We start from the raw sequence: 17775 nt of genomic DNA, 5'->3' as shown, positions 1-17775 counted from the left end.
TCGCGGTTACCAGCCGTTGCGTCAGCCCTTCAGGCCGCCGGAGAAGCCTTGGATGAACCTTTTCTGCGCGAAAAGGAACAGCACCAGGATGGGGATCATGGACACGATCACAATCGCGAAGATCGAGTTCCACTCCGAGACCAGGGACCCGATGTAGTAGTACATCGCCACCGGCAGCGTCTGGTTGGCGGAGCCGCCCAGGAAGATCAGCGAGGTGAAGAAGTCATTCCACACGATGAGGCCCGCGAAGATGACCACTGTCCCCGTGGCGGGGGCCATCATGGGAAGCACCACCTTCGAGAAGATCTGCGACCTGCTGGCGCCGTCAATGGTTGCCGCTTCCTCATAGTCGGTACCCAACCCGCGGAAGAAGTTTGAATACAGGAAGATGGACAACGGCAGGAGCATGCCGGTGTACAGGATAATCAGGCCCCACGCCGAGCCGGTGAGGCCCAGGGACCGTGCCCCCATGTAAAGCGGCACCGCACCGAGCTGGCCGGGCAGGATGATCGCGATCAGGAAGAGGTAGTACATGCCTTTGCTCCAGCGGCGGGTGCTGCGGGAGATGACGTAGCCGGTGATCGAACCCAGGGCGATCAGCCCGACGATGCTTCCGGCGGTGATGATGATGCTGTTCACGAGGCCCATCACCACGTTGGAGTTGCCCTGGGCCGTCAGGACGGCCACGAAGTTGCTGAAGTCCGGGTTCTTCGGGAGCGCAAGGGGCGAGGTGGTGTACATCTCGCTGTCCGGCTTCAGGGCGGTGGTCACCAGGAAGTAAAACGGGGCGAGGAAGGTCAGCGCCAGGGCCCAGAGGCCAATCTCGCGGAGCAGTGTGAGTTTGGTGTAGCGGAACATTCTTAGTCCTCCGGGTTCGATCGCGTCAGCCGTTGCTGGATGACGGCGAAGAACAGGATGATGGCGGCCAGCACGAGGGCAAGGGCGGCACCGCCGCCGAAGTTGCCGAGCGCAAACGCCTGTTTGTAGACCTGGGTGGCCAGGGTTTCGGTTGCGCCGGCAGGTCCTCCGTTTGTCAGGGCCATGATGGGATCGAAGACCCGCAGCCCCTGGACGATTCCCAATGTTGTGGCAATGGCGATAGCGGGGCGGATGGCCGGCAGCGTGACGTTGGTAAAGCGCTGCCACAGGTTGGCGCCGTCGATGGCGGCTGCCTCCTCGACTTCCACCGGGACGCTGGCAAGTCCGGCCATAAAGATCACCATGGCAAAGCCGGTGGACCCCCAGACAAGCACTACCAGGACTGTCCAGATGGCCCACTCTGGGTCAGCGAGCCATGGCTTGGCGAGGTCGCCGGCGCCGATCGAGGTGAGGAAGACGTTGATGGGGCCGTCGAAGTCGAAGATGTACTTCCAGACGTAGGCAGTGGCCAGCGGGCTGAGCACCACGGGCATAAAGAAGAGGGTGCGGAGGATATACCGTGTCTTCAGCATTCGGTTGAGGCCGAGGGCGATAACGAGACCGCCGACGTTGCCGAGGAAGACCGACCCAAAGGCCAGAAACAGCGTGTTCGTCAGGGCACCGAGTTTGGTGGGGTCCTTGAAGATGGCCTCGAAGTTCTGCCAGCCCACAATTTTGAACGAGCCGATGCCTGTCCAGTTGGTGAATGCGAAGAAGCCGCCGATACCCGTTGCCACGTAGTGGATGGCGATAACCAGGACAATCCCTGGCAACGCCCACCACCAATGCCCCAACTGCAGGCCCGCGCCCCGGGGACGGGTCTTCCCGCCCGTCCCCGGAACGCGCCTGCCTCGCAGGGGTGCTTTAGCTGCTTCGCTTTTCGGTTGCATCGTCGCAGTCATGGTAGTCCTTGCTTGTCCCTTTGAGTGGTCGGAACTTTGGTGATCTGAAACTGTCACTGTCCCCAGGCTGCGTCCATGGCCTGAAGTACCTGGTCAGCGTTCTTCTGTCCGGTGATCAGACCCTGGACGCCGGTTGCGAGGGCGTCATAGACAGCGGAGTTGGGCCACTGGCTGTTCGGCAGCGGGCCGTACTTTCCGTCCTTGATGAGATCGCCGACGTTCTCGTAGGCACCTGCGCTGAAATCGTAGTTGTCCAGGCCGGTGACAGGCAGGGCACCGTCGATTTCCGCGAAGGCCTTGGTCTGCTCAGGCTCGGCAGCCCAGTCAAGGAACGCCTGGGCGGCATCCTTGTTCTTGGACGCTGCGTTGATGGAAAACGCGTAGTTCGCGCTGGCGTAAACGAAGCCCTTGTCCGAGCCGTTCTCCGCCGGGAGCGCGCGCACAGCGAAATCCGAGTCGGCGGCCGCGGTCTTCAACTGCTTCCAGCTGGGGCCCGGGATAAAGCCGGCAACCGATGTTCCACTGGCGAGGCCCTTGGTGATCGCGTCGAACCCGGCACCTGCAGCGCCCTTCTGGAAGCAGCCCGCATCATTGAGCTTGGTGACCGCCTCAAGGGAGGCTTTCCACCCATCAGACCCGGCGAAGGTGGTTTCCTTGGCGGCACGCTTTTCGTTCCACTTCGGGTCCTCGGCGTAGACGCGGGACGCAGCCAGGGACATTGCCATCAGGCCGGTGTTTGGAGCAGCGGAGCCGGCGAGTGCGATGAACGACTTGCCGGCGGATGCGAGCGACCTGCATTCGCCCTCGAGGGCCGCGAAGTCTGACGGGAAGTCAGAAATGCCAGCTGCTTTAGCGGCTGTTTCGTTGGCCACCAATCCAACCACCGTGATTTCCGGTGCTTGGCCGTAGACTTTTCCATCCGTGCCGAAGAGGGCTTCGCTGCCCTCGGGTACGAGCGCCTTCGCGGCATCATCCAGTGGCTCCAGGAATCCGGCCTGAACCAGCGGCAGGATGCTGCGGCCGGTGCCCGAACCGGGAGAAGTCACTACAACGTCGGATGCATTGCCGGCTTGGAGCTGGGTCCGCAGGGTCTGGTCGTAGGAATCGTTCGGCTGCGGGTTGAAGGTGATCTTCACGTCCGGGTGGGTTTCCATGTACTTCTCGCCCAGCGTCTGGAACGGGCTCTCGATGGTGTTAGAGGTGGCAAAGGAGAGGGAAAACTCCTGGGCTCCCGCCGTGGCAGTGTTGCCTCCGGTGGAACCGGAACATCCGGTAAGGATGAGGGCTGCGGCTGTGGGGACGGCGAGGGCGCCGACCTTCAGGCCCGAAAAGCGACTGTGCTGTGTCATGTCCAGCCTTTCTGACTTCGTTGTCGAAAATCCGGGAGCCGTGACCCCGGTCACTCATCAGTATGCAGGAGATGTGCCGAAAAAGCACATAAGTCTTTGCTATACGAGACATAAGTTCCGCCGAGGCGCGCATATCGGCAGGGGAGGAGCAGGGGCGCGCCAACTCGTCCCCCGGGCTCCCTCAGGCGCATCAAGAATAATGATGGAATTTCCTCTGGATATCGACCGCACTGATAGACTGGCCTGACAGAATTCCTCTTCGAAGGATCGCCGCGCCGTGACAAATTCCGCCCTTCTTTCCCGGCTGGACCTCAACCTGCTCATTTCGCTTGATGCCCTGATTACTGAGCGCAGCGTCACGAGGGCGGCCGAACGGCTTCACCTCAGCCAGCCGGCCCTCAGCGCCTCGCTCGCACGGCTCCGTTCCCACTTCGGCGACCCCATCCTGGCCCGCCGCGGCAATGCCTACGAACTCACACCCTTTGCGCTGCGCCTGGCCGAACACACCACAACCGCGCTTGAGGCCGCCCGCCGGGTGTTCGAGAGCCAGGCCACGTGGGAGCCCACCGAGTCCGAACGCGAGTTCTCCATCTACGGCTCGGACTACGGCTTCACCACCATCGGCCGCGTCGCATCCGAACTCGCTGCCGAGCGGGCCCCCGGCGTCCGGTTCAGGTACATGCTCCACAACCCAATGGTGGTCGAAGACGCCGCCAACCGCCTGCGCTCAGTGGACGGTATGGTGCTGCCCCACGGGTTCCTCACCGGACTCCCCTACCTGGACCTTTGGAGGGACGGCTGGGTGGCTGTCGTTTCCACGTCCAACGAGGCTGTCGGCGATCAGGTCACCATGGAAAACGTGGCAGAACTTCCCTGGGTCATGTCCTACCAGTCACGCTCGGCATTCACCTCGGCCGAACGCCAGATCCAGCAGCTGGGCATAGAACCCCGGGTTGAAGTGGTGGTGGAGAGCTTCCTCTCATTGCCCCACTTCGTCGTCGGAACACAGCGGATCGGACTCATCCAGGCGGCACTTGCTCCCTTCGCCCTTCAACTGGGCGGAATAAGGGTACTGCCGCTGCCCTTTGATGCGACCCCGTTGGTCAACGCCCTGTGGTGGCACCCCGTGCACAACCGGGATTCGGAACATGAGTGGATGCGTAGCCTCTTTGAGGAGGCGGCCGGCATCGTGGCTGCCGCCGCAGCAGAAAACGTGCCTTAAAACACTGATGCCCGGCTGGATTTCACCAGCCGGGCATCAGCCTTCCACAGGGCCATTACCGGCCAGGCGGGGCACTTAGGCACTCATGAGCGCAGCCCGCATGCTGCTGCGGATGAGGTCGTGCTGCTTCCGCACCAGCAGCAGCGGATCCACTTCACCAAGCTCGGCGAAGGCATGCCCTTCCCACTCGCTGGACCAGAAGCCCCGGTAGCCCCCTTCGACAAATACGCGGACCAGTTCCGGGTAGTCAATCGCGGGCTCATTGCCCTGCTCGTCAATGTCGTAGAACTTCGCGTGGACATGCATGATCTGGGGCATGATGTCCGCCCACTCCTTCGGGCTGACATGGCCATGCATATTGAAGGCCAAATGGGCGAAGGAACCAAGGCGTGCAGGATCAAAGTCCCGTCCGCGGAGATAACCGATGAAATCCTCCTGCCGCGCGCGCATCGGCGCGTCGGTGGCCCAGATCGCCTGTAGCGTTTGGACGGCTTCGTGGTCCAGACCGGCCCGGCGGACAGCACGCAGGAGCGTGGGGGACATGCTGTGCATGGTGGAGGAGAAGTCAGCCACGAAGCCCAGGAGCGGGGAGTCGAGGTCGGCGTAGACCTCGCGGACTTTCATGATCTCCGGCGAGTTGGGCCCCAGCGGCGCATGGATCTCATAGGCAAGCTTGAGCTCAAGGTCCTCGGCGAGCGGCAGGAGCCGTCGGAGCAGCTCAGGCTTGGCGCTCTGGATGCGAACAAGGGGGAAGCCCAACCTCTTGGCGCCGTGGAACAGCGTTTGGGTGAACTCGTATTCCTCATCCGGGGTCATGTCACGGTCGCGGCGGCGGCCCATGTCCAGGTTGGCGCCGAAAGAACTGGCCACGAAGCCATGCTTGTCGAAGGCCGCCTGCCACGAGCGGGCGAAGTCATCTGTCACCTTGGGATACGTGGGCAGGACCTGGGAGGCCACGATTTCGATCCCGGGACCGATGCCCAGCTCAGCCACACGGTTGAGCAGGCCGTCGAAGTCATACCAGCCTGCCCGGAATTCCGCGCTTGCCGAGTAGAGCGTGAGTCCCAGCGAGAAGGGATCATCCTCGGCTTTTGGTGGAGCCGGCGTGAGGGATGTCGTGAGTTCGGGCGCAGGCGCTGCGCTGTCCGTCACAGTGAGCTCCAGGGTCTGGTTGACGAAGTTCGGGACGTATATGCCGGGACCTCCGTCCTGGCCCGGCGCAATCTGCATGTAGGGCAGCCGCAGTTCCCCCATGAGTTGAATCTGGTGCCGCTCACCAAGGGACAGCGGGGTGTCCCTTGGTGCGATGAGCAGCGGATGCTCCTGGAGGTACCAGAGCGTGTCGCTTTGGGCCGGCAGGTCCGCCAGCGCATAGCGGACGCCTCCAAGTTCCAGGGAAAGCTCCTCGAAAGGAACTTCCTGGCCATCGACCATGAGCCGGAGCGAGGACACCGAGGAGAGCCAGAGGCTGCGGTACCACGGGATGGTCAGTGCCAGGGCGAAGCCTTCGGGGTGCGTGCGCAGGCTGGAATCGTCAAGAAGTCCGTTTGGCATGGTTTCTCTCTTTGCTGGTGGAGAGGTCGGGTGAGGTGGGTCAGGCAAGTTCGCCGGCGATGCGCCGGATCAGGGCATGTTGGCGGCGAACCTGCTCGATGGAGCGCCAAGGTGTGCGTTCGCCTTCGTATTCGCTGGAGAGGTAGCCGGTGTAGCCGGCGTCCTTGAGGCTCTGGAGGACGGGCCGCCAGGGGATTTGCTGGTCTTCGAGCTGGTCGTTAATGTCGTGGAACTTGGCTTGGATGAACACAACGTAGGGGGCGATGCCGGCGAAGTCGGCCGGATCCACACCGATACCGTCCAGGAAGGGCGGCCGAGTTTCGCGGGTCTCGCCCTCCCGCAGGGGAATCGGGCGGTCCTGGAAGATACCGGTGTCGATGAGCAGGCCAAAGTTCTTGGTGCCGGTCCGCTCGATGAGGCCGATGTAGTCCTCCACCACGGGGTGCCTGATGGGCGTCGGTGAGTGGATCTCGGGGCAAATGATGACTCCCAGCTCATGCGCCAGGTCAAGGGAGCGTTCCACGGATTCAGTCCAGATCGGGTCGGGCACCAAATCGCTGGAGACGACGCCGATCTTGGGACGCACGAAGCCGAAACCCAACCGGTGGGCGAGCCGCAGGTCGCGCTGCAGCGCCTCGGCGCCCTCGGCAACAGTCATGGCCCTCCCCGGGTGCAGCCGGGTGTCAATCCAGGAACCGTAATTCGTGGGCTCCAGGGAGTACCTTTCCAGGAGGCTGAACCAGTTGTCGATCCAGGCCGCAGAAGGCTCCGGGTACTGGGGAACGTGCCCCTCACCGAGGATTTCGACGCCGGTGGCGCCCACGTCCGCGACTGCTGCGAGCGCCGTTTCCAGGTCCATGACCGTTCCGTAATCGCCCATGAAGCTGTAGAGCGAGACGCCGTAGCGGAAAGTGCCGTCGCCGATTTCAGGCGAGAGCGTCACCTTGCGGCTGGTGCGGTGCACTGTGGGCTGGTGCTCGAGGGGAATGTAGGACATGCGCAGGCGCAGTTCGATGGATAGCTCATGGATGCCCTGCGGCAGGCCGCCCTCCAAGGGGACAGTGACCACTGCGGCCTCCTCCAGCGGCCAGCGGACGCCGTCGCTTCCCCACAGTTGGTGCAGAGTGTAGGTCCGCTCCCCGAAGGTCCAGAGCGGAACGTCCGGTCCGACGTCGATGATGTCGCCCACACGAACCGCAACCCCGTCAATAAGGGAGGCGGCCATGCCCCGGTAGGACGGCATGCGGAGCCGGAACTGAAAGCCGGTAACACGTCCGTCCTCGGTGACATTGCGGAATCCGACGGACTGGATGAGGTCTCTCTCGAGAAGCATCATTGCTCACTCTCTGTAGGGGCAAAATCCAGCGTAACAGCATTCTGTCACTTTCACACCTAAGTTTGTTGAGATTCTACTAAACCACTAACCCGGAAGGACCGCCGACCAGCCGCCGTCCACCATCAGGTTGGCGCCCGTCACGTACGACGCTTCGTCGGAGGCAAGGAACAGTGCGCATCTGGCGACCTCCTCCGGCGAACCGATCCGGCCCAACGGGATGCTTCCGGCGATAGTGCGCATAGGGTGGTCCGGGGCGAGGAGGTTGCCTTCGGTGGCCGCAGTGCGGATCATTCCGGGACTGACGGCATTTACCCGCAGCCCGTGCGGAGCCCCTTCGGCCGCCAGTTGCTTTGTCATCGCCACCACGGCTCCCTTGGTGGCCGTGTGGGCAAGCCGGCCATTGGTCATGGACCCGGTGACACCTGCTGTGGATCCCACCAGCACGATGGCGGCATCAGGCGTCTGGATCAGTTGGGGCCAGAAGTATTTGACCGGCAGGAACACCACGTCCATCTCATGCTCCACATTCCACTTCCAGTCGGCGAACGTGAGCTGATCCAGCGGGGCGAAGCGGGTGACTGCAGCGTTGGCATACAGGATATGGACCTGTCCGTGGGTTGCTGCCACGTCCTGCGCCCAGGAAGCGACGGCGGCCTCGTCCGTGAGGTCCACGCGGCTGCTGCTCATCCGGCCACCCGATCCGGCGACCGCCGCAACCGTGGCAGCGGCGCCGTCGTCGTCCATATCGCAACCGACCACGTAGGCTCCCGCCTCGGCAAAGGCCAGCGCCGCGGCCCTGCCCTGGCCGCTGGCCGTTCCGGTGATGACGGCGGTCTTGCCAGCGAGGCGGAGTTGGGGAACAGGCACGGAGGTCCTTCCGGAAGGGCGTTTCTGTCGAGTTTCGCAGGGACGCTCCTTCCGAGGAACGGCAGATCGGTTCTACGTGGTATTTGCCCCGCGGATAGTCAGAAACAGCTGCGGTGTATCTGCCAGACAAATGCCAGATATCAGTAAACGCCTCTTCACCAAATACATGAGCTGGTTCACAGTGGTTACAGGACCTGCACCAAACCGACCGCAGCCAGCAACCCAGAAGGACTTCAACGTGGAAACTCCCCTCTCCCATCTTGCCCACCTCGAGATCACCAGCCCCGACGTCGAAGCGTCAGCCCGGTTCTACGAGGAAAAGTTCGGCATGCGCATCATTGACCGCGTGGACGGCAACGTCTACCTGCGCTGCTGGGGCGACTACTACCGCTACAGCCTTGTCATTACCGAAGGCCCTGAAGCATCCCTGGGCCGGATGGCCTGGCGGACAAACTCCCAGGCGGCCCTCGAGGCTGCGGCCCAGCGCGTCGAAGCGACAGGCGTGCAGGGCACCTGGACCGCCGGCGGCCACGGCTACGGCAAGGCCTACGAATTCACCGGCCCCTACGGCCACCGGATGCGCCTCTTCTATGACGTGGAGAAGTTCGTCGCCGAGCCCGGCTTCGAATCCACTTACCCCGACCGCCCCGAGCGCCGCAGCAGCCACGCCGCAGCACCCCGTTTCCTGGACCATGTGACCGTGGCTAGCTCCGATGTGCGGGGCTTCGCCAAGTGGTACAACGAGGCCCTTGGCTTCCGCGTCATGGCGTTCGTTGACTTGGACGAAGCACCAATCACTGTGTTCTCGGTACTGACCACGAACGAAAAGTCCCATGACCTCGGCGTAGTCCTGGACACCTCCAGCCGCGCCGGCCGCGTCAACCACATCGCCTTCTGGGTAGATGCCACCGAGGACCTGCTCCGGACCGCGGACGTCATGATGGAAAACGGCACGCCGATGGAATACGGCCCCTCCATCCACGGCGTGGGCGAGCAAAACTTCCTTTACTTCCGCGATCCCTCGGGCCTCCGGGTGGAGCTCAACTCCGGCGGCTACCGCAACTACGTCCCGGACTGGGAAGCCAACACCTGGAAGCCGTCCCTGGGCTCCAACAACTTCTACAAGAACGGCGCCATGCCGCACTCCATGACAGAGTCCTTCCCTCCGGCCGAAGGCTTCACCGCCACCGAAGAAGGGGCATCCCCGGAGATGAAGGAGGCGCTCCTGAACCCGTACGCCAAGCAGGGACGGGGCTAAAGGAATATGCCTGAAGCGACATATTCCCTCATCCGGTTCCAGGAATCCGGTGACAGCAAGGCCCGCGTCGGCCTGCTGGTGGGCGGCCGGGTCCTGCCGCTTGACGGCGACATCAACTCCCTGATCGAGCACTGGGACACCACCGAAGACCACTTGGACACCCTCGCCGCATCGGCAGGCGGGGACACCGGCCTGGCAGCCGCCGACGTCGAAATCCTTGCCCCGGTGGAACCCGTCCAGGTGCTTCAGACCGGAGCCAACTACCGCAAGCACGTGATCGACCTGGCAGCCGCGCACCGCGAACCGGGCCAGGACGAACAAGAGGTACGCACCAAGACGGCGGCCATGATGGACAAGCGCGCGGGCCAGGGCACGCCGTACTTCTTCATCGGACTGCCGACGGCGATCGCGTCCGCCACTGACGACCTCACCTTGCCCTCTTACTCCACATCCCACGACTGGGAGCTGGAACTGGCAGCGGTCATCGGCAAGACGGCGTTCCGGGTCACCCCGGAGGAGGCACTGGACTACGTCTTCGGCTACACCATGGTCAACGACATCACCACCCGCGAGTACGTCTTCCGCAAAGACATGCCCGCGATCGGCTCAGACTGGTACCGCGCCAAGAACGCCCCCGGCTTCCTTCCCACCGGACCCCTGCTGGTGCCCGCCAAGTTCTTCGGCGACCCACAGGACGTCCAGGTCACGCTGAAGCTCAACGGCAAGCCGATGCAGGACGAATCCACCTCAGACATGATCTTTGGGGTGGCCAAGCTGGTCAGCGAGGCCTCCCAGATCATGCCGCTTCGCCCGGGCGACCTGGTCCTCACCGGAAGCCCCGCCGGCAACGGCCAGCACTGGGGCCGGCTGCTCCAGGACGGCGACGTCATGGAAGGCACCATCACCGGCCTGGGCACCCAGCTGATCCACTGCAAGGACGAGGTCCAGTGACTTCGCAGCACACCGCTCAGGCGGACCAAACCGGTACCGTGCAATCAAACGATTCTCCGGTGATCCGGCGTGAAGACCCGCTGGGCAGCATCCGCGCTATGGCCGCAGCCCACAACAACTGGGGCCGCTGGGGTGCCGACGACGTGCTGGGAACACTGAACTTCATAGACGCGGCCAAGCGGATCGAAGCTGCGGCCCTCGTCACAAGCGGTGAAGCGTTCTCGCTGTCCCAGCCGTTCGACACCAACGGCCCGCAGAAGGGCTGGCGGCGCCGCACCAACCCCGTCCACACCATGACGGACACTGGAGTGGACGCTGAACGCGGCAACCAGGGATTCCCGCACGGTTTCGGCGGCGCGGACGACGTCATCGCCATGCCGTTGCAGTGCTCCACGCAGTGGGACGGGCTGGGCCACATCTTCGACCAGGGTAAGGCCTGGAACGGCCGGGCCGCCGGCGACGTGGTCACCTCTGAGGGCGACCTGGTGACCGGCATCGAAACCGCGGCGGCCAAAATCGTCACGCGCGGCGTCCTGCTCGACGTCGGTCGGGCCCTCGGGCCGGAGCTCGGAAGGAACGACGGCGAACTGCCGGACGGTTTCGCCATCACCCCGGAACACCTCCAGCGGACCATTGAACTGCAGGGACCCAGCTCGAAGGTGGGCCGCGGCGACATCGTGGTGATCCGCACCGGGCAGCACACCAGGGTGCGCCGCGACGGCTGGGGCGACTACGCCGGCGGGTCTGCCCCGGGCCTGTCCTTCAGCACCGCGCCGTGGCTGCACCGCAGCGAAATCGCCGGAATCGCCACCGACACCTGGGGCTTCGAAGTCCGTCCGAACGAGTTTGATGGTGCTTTCCAGCCACTCCACCAGATCGCCATCCCCAACCTGGGGCTGTTCCTGGGTGAAATGTGGGACCCGGACGGCCTGGCGGAAGCATGCGCATCGGATGGCAGGTACGACTTCCTGCTCACCGCCGCGCCGCTCCCCATCACCGGCGCCGTGGGCTCCCCAGTCAACCCGATCGCCGTCCGGTAAACACAGTCCGGTAGCTTTCAGTTAACAGCAGCAAACAGACACCAGCAGTAACGCCGTCAACACAAAGGAGTCAGCGATGGCAGCAGTACAGAACGTCGGAATCGTCGGAGCGGGAGCCGCGGGACTGACCGCCGCCATCCTGCTGGCCGACGCCGGAGTCCACGTCGAAATCCTCGAGAAGGCCGAAACCCCGCAGACCGTCGGCTCGGGAATCACGCTGCAGGGGAACGCCCTACGAATCTTCCGCCAGCTCGGTGTTTGGGAGCAGATCGAGGCAAAGGGCTACCCGTTCAGCACCCTCGGCCTGCGCGCCCCGGACCCCGCCGGCACCGTCATGGCCGTACTGGAGGACATCCGTACTGGCGGCGACGACCTTCCGGCCACCCTGGGGATGTACCGCCCCGACCTCACAGCCATCCTCCGCGAACGGGCCGAGCAGGCCGGTGCCCGCATCAGCTACGGCAAAACCGTCACAGGGATAGCGGACGACGGCCGTTCCGTCACCGTAAGCACCGCCGACGGCGACACCGCCACTTACGACCTCCTGATTGGTGCCGACGGCCTGCACTCTGCCGTCCGCAAAGCCATTGGCATCGACGTCGAGCCCCAGCCCACCGGCATGGGCATCTGGCGCGCCTTCGTTGAGCGGCCCGCGGACGTGGTCCGCACAGACCTGACCTACGGCGGCCCCTGCTTCATCGCCGGTTATTGCCCTACAGGTCCGGACACCATCTACGCCTACCTGGTGGAGAAGGCCCAGGAGCGCAAGCACGAGGACGGCCCTCGCATCATGACCGAACTCGCCGCAGCGTACGGCGGCCCCTGGAACGAGATCCGCGCCAATCTGGACCACAGCGCCCGCATCAACTACACGTGGTTCACCACCCATCTGGTGGACGGCCGTTGGAACCGTGGCCGCACCGTCATCATCGGCGATGCCGCGCACAGCTGCCCACCGACGGTGGCGCAGGGCGCAGCCATGGCCTTGGAGGACGCGGCCGTCCTGGCCGAACTGCTCATCAATGCCGAGGACGTCACCGAAACTCTCTGGAAGGAGTTCACAGACCGCCGTCTGGAACGTGCCAAAGCAGTGGTCAACGCCTCCGTCCAGCTGGGCCAGTGGATGCTCGACGGCGTCCGCGACGCCGATGTGCCCGGCCTCATGCACTCCTTGTCCACCATGCTGAAGGAACCCGCATGAGCGCGCATCCCGTTAGTGATCCGGCCCGCACCGTTGACGTCCACGCCCACATCCTCCTCCCGGCCCTGCAACAGCTGGTTGCCGAAGCCGACCCCGGCGGCTTCGGCGCCCAACAGGCCCTGGAAGTGCGGCGCAACGGACCCGAATCCCTGGCCGCTTCGGGCCGGATGATCAAGGAACGCTGGCCGCAGCTGACCGATCTGGACCGTCGGTTGGCGGACATGGACAGTCAGGGTGTGGACGTACAGCTCGTCTCACCGTCGCCGTCCCACTTCTACTACTTCGTCGGCGTCGAACTGTCCCTGCAGGTGGCCAGGCAAGCCAACCAAGCCGTCCGTGAGTTCGTGGACCGCGCCCCGGAACGGCTCAACGGCCTGGGTCTGGTCCCGCTGCAGCATCCTGCACTGATGGTCGAAGCGCTGGAGCACGCAGTCCTGGAATGCGGGCTGCTCGGCGTCGAGATCGGCTCGTTCGCCGCCACCCCGCACGATCCGGACCGCAGCACCGTTGAACTGTCCGATCCACGGCTGGAACCGTTCTGGAGCCGGGCCGAAGAGCTCGGCGCCCTTGTCTTCCTGCATCCTTTCGGTTGCTCGCTGGATGAACGGCTGGACCGCTACTACCTCGCCAACACCGTCTCGCAGCCAGCCGAAAATGCGGTGGCGCTCTCCCACCTGATCTTCAGCGGCGTCCTGGACCGCCACCCGGACCTGAAAGTGCTGGCCGCGCACGGCGGCGGCTACCTTCCCACCAGCCTTGGCCGGTCCGACCACGCCTGGAAGGTCCGGCCGGAAGCGCACGGCTGCGCCCACCCGCCGTCGTGGTACCTGAAGAAGTTGTACTTCGACTCCCTGGTCCACAGCGCGGCCGAACTCCGGGCACTGGTTGCGGCCGCAGGGCCAGAGCAGGTGCTGCTGGGCTCGGACTATCCGTTCGATATGGGCTCCGACAGCCCGGCGGCCGAAGTGCGTGCGGCAAGCCTGTCCGCGGCCGACGCAGCCAAGGTCCTGGCACGTAACGCCGCCGCGCTGGGCATCACGCCCGCCTCAGTCTTCACCGCCCATCCCACAGCCTAAGGAACACGCGAATGGTCAAGATCGCACGCTGGAACCACGACGGCGCGACGCAGTCCGGCTTCGTCGATGACGGATACTGCTACGCACTGCCCGCAGGCCAGGGCGTCAACACCCTGCTCGAAGCCGGGCTTGCCGAAACCCTGGCCCGTGCCAGGGAAACCATCGCTTCCGCCGCACCTCTCCCACTGGCCGACGTGCAACTGGTCGCCCCGTTGGTCCCCGCCACCATCCGGGACTTTGTGGCGTTCGAGGAACACGTCGAAGGCGTTCGGAAGAGCATCGACGGCGTGGCCGGCGTTCTGCCCGAATGGTACGAGGCACCCACGTTCTACTTCACGAATCCGCACACGGTGACGGGCCCCGGCGAGGTGATCGGTATTCCGGCGGGCTGTGATGAGCTGGACTTTGAAACGGAGGTGGCCGCCGTCGTCGGACGTGTTCCCGGCAGCGACGGCCGGAACCTGACGGCGGAAGGGGCACACGAGCACATCTTCGGGTACACCATCCTCAACGACTGGTCCGCACGCGACCTGCAGCGCCGCGAGATGAAAGTCAGCCTCGGCCCGTGCAAGGGCAAGGACTTCGCCAACACGCTGGGGCCCTGGATTGTCACCGCGGACGAGTTTGAGGACCGGCACGACGCCGAGGGATTCCTGCCTATCTCCATGGCCGTGGAAGTAAACGGCGAAACCATCGGGCAGGACCTGCTCTCCAACATGGGTTGGCCGTTCGCCGAACTCGTTGCCTACGCCTCCCAGGATTCCGTGGTGCGGCCAGGGGATGTCCTGGGATCCGGAACGTGCGGCAGCGGCTGCCTCGCCGAGCTCTGGGGGCGGAACGGCGCGAAGACTCCCCCGCCGCTGAAGACCGGCGACGTTGTCCGCATGACGATCGAAGGAATCGGCAGCATCGAGAACACCGTAGGCCCACGGCGTGAAGCTGTGACCCGCATTCCGGCCCGTCCCCGCCCACGCAACCGGGTTGCCTCTGCGGCTACGTCCGGGATTTAGCGTGCTATCCCTTCAGCTTGAGGGGCGGACGGTGGTTGTCACCGGCGCCGGGCAGGGCCAGGGCGCTGCCGAGGCCCGTTTGCTGGCGGAAGCCGGAGCGCTGGTCATCGCCACCGACCTCGCGGCGGAGATGCCGGCTGACCTGGCCTTGCCTCCAGCCTCGGCGGGCGCGTTGCTGTACCGGCAACTTGACGTGTCCAATGCCTCGCATTGGGCCGGCCTCGCTGACTGGATCCGGTCCGAGGGGCGGCAGGTGGACGGACTGGTCAACAACGCCGGGATCACCCAGCGGAGCAGGCTGCTCGATGTCTTGGTGGCTGACCTGCAGCGGGTCTATGAAGTGAACGTCGCCGGAGCCCTACTCGGAATCCAGGCCCTCACGCCTCTGATGGCCAGCGGCTCTGCGATTGTGAACGTGGGCTCCGTTGCAGGCCTGACGGCGCATTATCCGGTGGCGTACACCGCCAGCAAGTGGGCCCTGCGGGGACTGTCCCAAGTGGCGGCCATGGAACTTGGCCCGCGCGGCATCCGGGTAAACACCGTCCACCCGGGTTTCATCGAAACGCCCATGACGGCGAGCGCCAAGCCGGAATTCAAGCATGCCACGCTGGCCGAGACCCCGCTGGGACGGACTGGAAGCGTGGAGGAGGTAGCCGGCGTCGTGCTGTTTCTCCTGAGCCCGTTGTCGTCCTACGTGACGGGCGCAGAGATTCCGGTGGACGGCGGCCAGTCTGGCCACGGTGGCGCCAAGTCAGTCTCGGACGCGATGCGCTGACCCGTCCTCCCCCAATCCCAACTAGGTAGCAGCAGATGTCGTTATGAGCGCCCAAAACGACATCAACTGCTACCTAGTTGGGATGGTGATGGGCACCGGGTGGGCCGTGACCGGGAAGAGTTCGTGCAGCCTGGAGCACGCGCGCTGGACCACCGAGCGCAGCCAGACGCTGGCCGGGTCTTCCGTTTGGGACGGATGCCAGTACATGGCTTCCACCAGGGAAGCTTCGGACCCCTCCGAGAACTCCAGCACCACGATCTCGGCCCCGCGCTGCGCCCTGGCTGCCAGCATGCGTGGCACCACCGCCACCAAATCAGTTCCCTCGACCAGCAACGGCAGGGACAGGAAACCTGCCACTACTGCGGCTACCCGGCGCTGCATCCCGCTTGATTCGAACAGCTTGTCGGCAGGAGTGCTGATTCCCTCCCCAAAATAGCCGACGGCGTGGGGAACCGTAACCAGGTCCGCCAGGGTCAGCCGGGGCTGGCGGAGCAGCGGGTTACCGGTATCAGCCACGGCAACGAAGCTGTCGCGGAACAACTGCTTGCTGGCGCCCTGCATGTGGTACCCCGTCGGCCCCACGAGCAAATCGATTTTCGAATAGTCAGCCATCTGGCCCTGGAACCTGGAACCGGCAGTAGGGACGAAATCCACTGACACGGAGGGGGCCTCCTCCCGCAGGATGCCCCGCAGCGGCCCAACGATCAGCGCCGCCGCGTAGTCCGAGGCGGCAATGATGAACTCCCGCTCGCTGGTGGCGGGATCGAAACCGGACCGGACGCGCGTGGCCCGCTGGATGTGGAGCATGGCTTCATCAACCAGCGGGACCAGGGAATGCGCGAAGGGCGTGAGATCGTACGTGCGGCCGTTCCGGACCAGGAGTTCGTCGTCGAAATGCCGCCGGAGCCTGGCCATGGCCGCGCTGGTGGCCGGCTGGCTCAGCTGGAGCCGCTCTGCGGCACGGGAAACGTTCTTCAGCTCCAGCAGGACCTGCAGCTGGGGCAACAGGTTCAGGTCCAGGTTCTTCATACCCATAGGTTATCCACACATGGACCTGAGTCCTTTAGAGGTTGACGGGCACCGTCCGCGGACCCCGGATCAGGACCGCTAGCAGCGCCACCGCGCACGCGATTCCCAGTGCCCCCAACGCGAAGCCCAGACTGCCCAGTGCTGCGGCGGCTACTCCGAGGACGATGGGCGTCAGGAACTGGCCGATGAACAGCGTCCCCGTCCAGATGCCTGTCCCCCGGCCACGCTGCTGGAATTCGAGGCCATTCACGGCCCATGTGAGCAGGGTTGGCAACAGCACACCCGTTCCGGCGCTGGCGATGACTGCCCCTGCGATCGCCAGTGGCACGTTGCCCGCCACCGAGACCAGGGAGAGCCCGACGGCGGCCAGCCCGAACGCCAGTGCCAGCAGGTTCCGCGTGCCCAGCTTTGCCAGGTAGCGGAAGGAGATGGCTCCTGCGGCGGTAGCGAGGGACGCGATGGCTGCCGCCAGTCCGATAAGGGCGGCATCGCCCACACCCAGCCCGGTAATGACGTACGGCAAGTGCACGATGAGTGCGTAGAAAACGACTCCGCCGAAAAGCGTCACCGCGGCCGGGGCGCCGATCTGCCGCCACGGCACCGGCGTTTTGGCCGCCGTCGTGCGCTGGCTCTTTGCCGGCTCCCAGAGCTTGAAGACCATGGGGATGACGATGACTGCGCTGACAGCGTAGAGCCAGAACGGGGTCCGCCAGCCGATGCTGCCCAAGGCGCCTCCGAGAGCGAAGAAGGCGGTGGCCGCGAGCGCGCTGACCATGGTCTGAAGCCCAAGGTATTTGTTCCGCTGCTCGCCTGAGTAGTAGTCCGTGATGAGGGTGGTGCAGCACGTCATGATGGCGGCTTCAGCGATACCGACGCCGACCCGCGACATGGCTATGGATTCCAGGGTGGTCAGCCAAAGCGGTGCTGTGCCGAAGGCGGCGTAGGCGAGCATGGCGACGACCAGCAGTTGCTTCCGCCCCAGGCGATCGGCCACATAGCCGGCCAGGGGCGAGAAAAGCGCCACGAACAGTGCTGGCAGGGTCAGGGTGAGCGGCACCAAAATGGCAACGCCAGGGGTGTCCGCGAACGCCTGGTTCAGGGTGGGGAGGATGGGTGCAAGCAGTACGGCCCCCAGCACCGGCATGCAACTGCCGGCAACCAGGAGGGTCGCCTGGAGTCGTCCGGCCGTCCGCGACGGCGCGGGACCGGACGTTTCGTTACTGGTTTCGGTGCCCTTGAGCTGAGTATTCTCCATTGAATTTTCCTTAGCCTCTTGGTGGTCACTAA

The 17775-nt window shown here is 64.5% G+C and carries 16 protein-coding genes; 8 read left to right on the top strand and 8 right to left on the bottom strand.

Features of this window, described 5'->3' with window-relative positions:
* Window positions 1-21: 21 nt before the first annotated feature.
* From ACLKOZ_RS04160 to ACLKOZ_RS04150, 3 genes are read right to left on the bottom strand one after another with little or no spacing between them, the layout of a single operon-like run.
* On the bottom strand, window positions 22-858 hold the full coding sequence (locus ACLKOZ_RS04160; protein WP_337345303.1) for a carbohydrate ABC transporter permease: 837 nt from the start codon (window positions 856-858) through the stop codon (window positions 22-24).
* A 2-nt stretch (window positions 859-860) separates the two neighbouring features.
* A complete protein-coding gene (locus ACLKOZ_RS04155) occupies window positions 861-1820 on the bottom strand; it encodes a carbohydrate ABC transporter permease (RefSeq protein WP_337345302.1) in 960 nt (319 codons plus the stop codon).
* 53 nt (window positions 1821-1873) lie between these two features.
* The gene (locus ACLKOZ_RS04150; RefSeq protein WP_436473030.1) at window positions 1874-3169 is read right to left on the bottom strand and encodes an ABC transporter substrate-binding protein; all 1296 of its coding nucleotides are present in this window, start codon (window positions 3167-3169) and stop codon (window positions 1874-1876) included.
* Between the two features lie 277 nt (window positions 3170-3446).
* Here ACLKOZ_RS04150 and ACLKOZ_RS04145 point away from each other — a divergent pair, with 277 nt between their 5' ends.
* Window positions 3447-4391 carry a LysR family transcriptional regulator gene (locus ACLKOZ_RS04145; protein ID WP_436473028.1) on the top strand — a complete coding sequence of 315 codons (945 nt, stop codon included), beginning with the start codon at window positions 3447-3449 and terminating at the stop codon, window positions 4389-4391.
* Window positions 4392-4466: 75 nt separating this feature from the next.
* On the opposite strand, the gene ACLKOZ_RS04140 is transcribed toward ACLKOZ_RS04145, so the two are convergent.
* From ACLKOZ_RS04140 to ACLKOZ_RS04130, 3 genes are all read right to left on the bottom strand, one after another.
* Window positions 4467-5945, bottom strand: coding sequence for a C-glycoside deglycosidase beta subunit domain-containing protein (locus ACLKOZ_RS04140; protein WP_436473026.1), 1479 nt, complete (start codon window positions 5943-5945; stop codon window positions 4467-4469).
* 40 nt (window positions 5946-5985) lie between these two features.
* Window positions 5986-7278: a C-glycoside deglycosidase beta subunit domain-containing protein gene (locus ACLKOZ_RS04135; RefSeq protein WP_436473024.1), complete on the bottom strand. Its 1293-nt coding sequence runs from the start codon at window positions 7276-7278 to the stop codon at window positions 5986-5988.
* Between the two features lie 87 nt (window positions 7279-7365).
* The gene (locus tag ACLKOZ_RS04130) at window positions 7366-8148 is read right to left on the bottom strand and encodes an SDR family NAD(P)-dependent oxidoreductase (protein WP_436473022.1); all 783 of its coding nucleotides are present in this window, start codon (window positions 8146-8148) and stop codon (window positions 7366-7368) included.
* Between the two features lie 238 nt (window positions 8149-8386).
* Between ACLKOZ_RS04130 and ACLKOZ_RS04125 the strand changes: the two genes are divergently transcribed.
* The 7 genes from ACLKOZ_RS04125 to ACLKOZ_RS04095 all read left to right on the top strand — a co-directional run bounded on the left by ACLKOZ_RS04125 (window position 8387) and on the right by ACLKOZ_RS04095 (window position 15459).
* Window positions 8387-9406, top strand: a complete 1020-nt coding sequence (locus tag ACLKOZ_RS04125) for a VOC family protein (RefSeq protein WP_337350579.1) — start codon at window positions 8387-8389, stop codon at window positions 9404-9406.
* 6 nt (window positions 9407-9412) lie between these two features.
* Window positions 9413-10357 carry a fumarylacetoacetate hydrolase family protein gene (locus ACLKOZ_RS04120; RefSeq protein ID WP_436473020.1) on the top strand — a complete coding sequence of 315 codons (945 nt, stop codon included), beginning with the start codon at window positions 9413-9415 and terminating at the stop codon, window positions 10355-10357.
* Entirely contained in the window at window positions 10354-11397 is a 1044-nt protein-coding gene (locus ACLKOZ_RS04115; RefSeq protein ID WP_436473018.1) for a cyclase family protein, read from the top strand. Before ACLKOZ_RS04120 ends, ACLKOZ_RS04115 begins: the two co-directional genes overlap by 4 nt.
* Before the next feature lie 76 nt (window positions 11398-11473).
* On the top strand, window positions 11474-12598 hold the full coding sequence (locus ACLKOZ_RS04110) for an FAD-dependent monooxygenase (protein WP_436473016.1): 1125 nt from the start codon (window positions 11474-11476) through the stop codon (window positions 12596-12598).
* On the top strand, window positions 12595-13674 hold the full coding sequence (locus ACLKOZ_RS04105; protein ID WP_436473014.1) for an amidohydrolase family protein: 1080 nt from the start codon (window positions 12595-12597) through the stop codon (window positions 13672-13674). The genes ACLKOZ_RS04110 and ACLKOZ_RS04105 overlap by 4 nt, the downstream gene beginning before the upstream one ends.
* An 11-nt stretch (window positions 13675-13685) precedes the next feature.
* A complete protein-coding gene (locus ACLKOZ_RS04100) occupies window positions 13686-14684 on the top strand; it encodes a fumarylacetoacetate hydrolase family protein (RefSeq protein ID WP_436473013.1) in 999 nt (332 codons plus the stop codon).
* A 1-nt stretch (window position 14685) separates the two neighbouring features.
* Window positions 14686-15459 (top strand): SDR family NAD(P)-dependent oxidoreductase, encoded by a 774-nt coding sequence (locus tag ACLKOZ_RS04095; protein ID WP_436473011.1) that lies wholly within the window; start codon window positions 14686-14688, stop codon window positions 15457-15459.
* Window positions 15460-15528: 69 nt separating this feature from the next.
* On the opposite strand, the gene ACLKOZ_RS04090 is transcribed toward ACLKOZ_RS04095, so the two are convergent.
* Together ACLKOZ_RS04090 and ACLKOZ_RS04085 are read right to left on the bottom strand one after the other, a co-directional pair.
* On the bottom strand, window positions 15529-16488 hold the full coding sequence (locus tag ACLKOZ_RS04090; protein WP_436473009.1) for a LysR family transcriptional regulator: 960 nt from the start codon (window positions 16486-16488) through the stop codon (window positions 15529-15531).
* Between the two features lie 34 nt (window positions 16489-16522).
* Window positions 16523-17743 (bottom strand): MFS transporter, encoded by a 1221-nt coding sequence (locus ACLKOZ_RS04085; RefSeq protein ID WP_436473006.1) that lies wholly within the window; start codon window positions 17741-17743, stop codon window positions 16523-16525.
* Window positions 17744-17775: the final 32 nt, after the last annotated feature.

Source organism: Arthrobacter sp. R4, from assembly GCF_051365025.1.
GTDB lineage: Bacteria > Actinomycetota > Actinomycetes > Actinomycetales > Micrococcaceae > Arthrobacter.
The sequence above is the reverse complement of the archived record's forward strand: the minus strand, read 5'-3'. Positions and strand labels throughout refer to the sequence as shown.

Excerpts from the sequence above, each read along its gene's own strand:
- ACLKOZ_RS04160 (WP_337345303.1), bottom strand. The coding sequence starts at position 858 with ATGTTCCGCTACACCAAACTCACACTGCTCCGCGAGATTGGCCTCTGG.
- ACLKOZ_RS04155 (WP_337345302.1), bottom strand. The coding sequence starts at position 1,820 with ATGACTGCGACGATGCAACCGAAAAGCGAAGCAGCTAAAGCACCCCTG.
- ACLKOZ_RS04150 (WP_436473030.1), bottom strand. The coding sequence starts at position 3,169 with ATGACACAGCACAGTCGCTTTTCGGGCCTGAAGGTCGGCGCCCTCGCC.
- ACLKOZ_RS04140 (WP_436473026.1), bottom strand. The coding sequence starts at position 5,945 with ATGCCAAACGGACTTCTTGACGATTCCAGCCTGCGCACGCACCCCGAA.
- ACLKOZ_RS04135 (WP_436473024.1), bottom strand. The coding sequence starts at position 7,278 with ATGCTTCTCGAGAGAGACCTCATCCAGTCCGTCGGATTCCGCAATGTC.
- ACLKOZ_RS04120 (WP_436473020.1), top strand. The coding sequence starts at position 9,413 with ATGCCTGAAGCGACATATTCCCTCATCCGGTTCCAGGAATCCGGTGAC.
- ACLKOZ_RS04110 (WP_436473016.1), top strand. The coding sequence starts at position 11,474 with ATGGCAGCAGTACAGAACGTCGGAATCGTCGGAGCGGGAGCCGCGGGA.
- ACLKOZ_RS04105 (WP_436473014.1), top strand. The coding sequence starts at position 12,595 with ATGAGCGCGCATCCCGTTAGTGATCCGGCCCGCACCGTTGACGTCCAC.
- ACLKOZ_RS04100 (WP_436473013.1), top strand. The coding sequence starts at position 13,686 with ATGGTCAAGATCGCACGCTGGAACCACGACGGCGCGACGCAGTCCGGC.
- ACLKOZ_RS04090 (WP_436473009.1), bottom strand. The coding sequence starts at position 16,488 with ATGAAGAACCTGGACCTGAACCTGTTGCCCCAGCTGCAGGTCCTGCTG.
- ACLKOZ_RS04085 (WP_436473006.1), bottom strand. The coding sequence starts at position 17,743 with ATGGAGAATACTCAGCTCAAGGGCACCGAAACCAGTAACGAAACGTCC.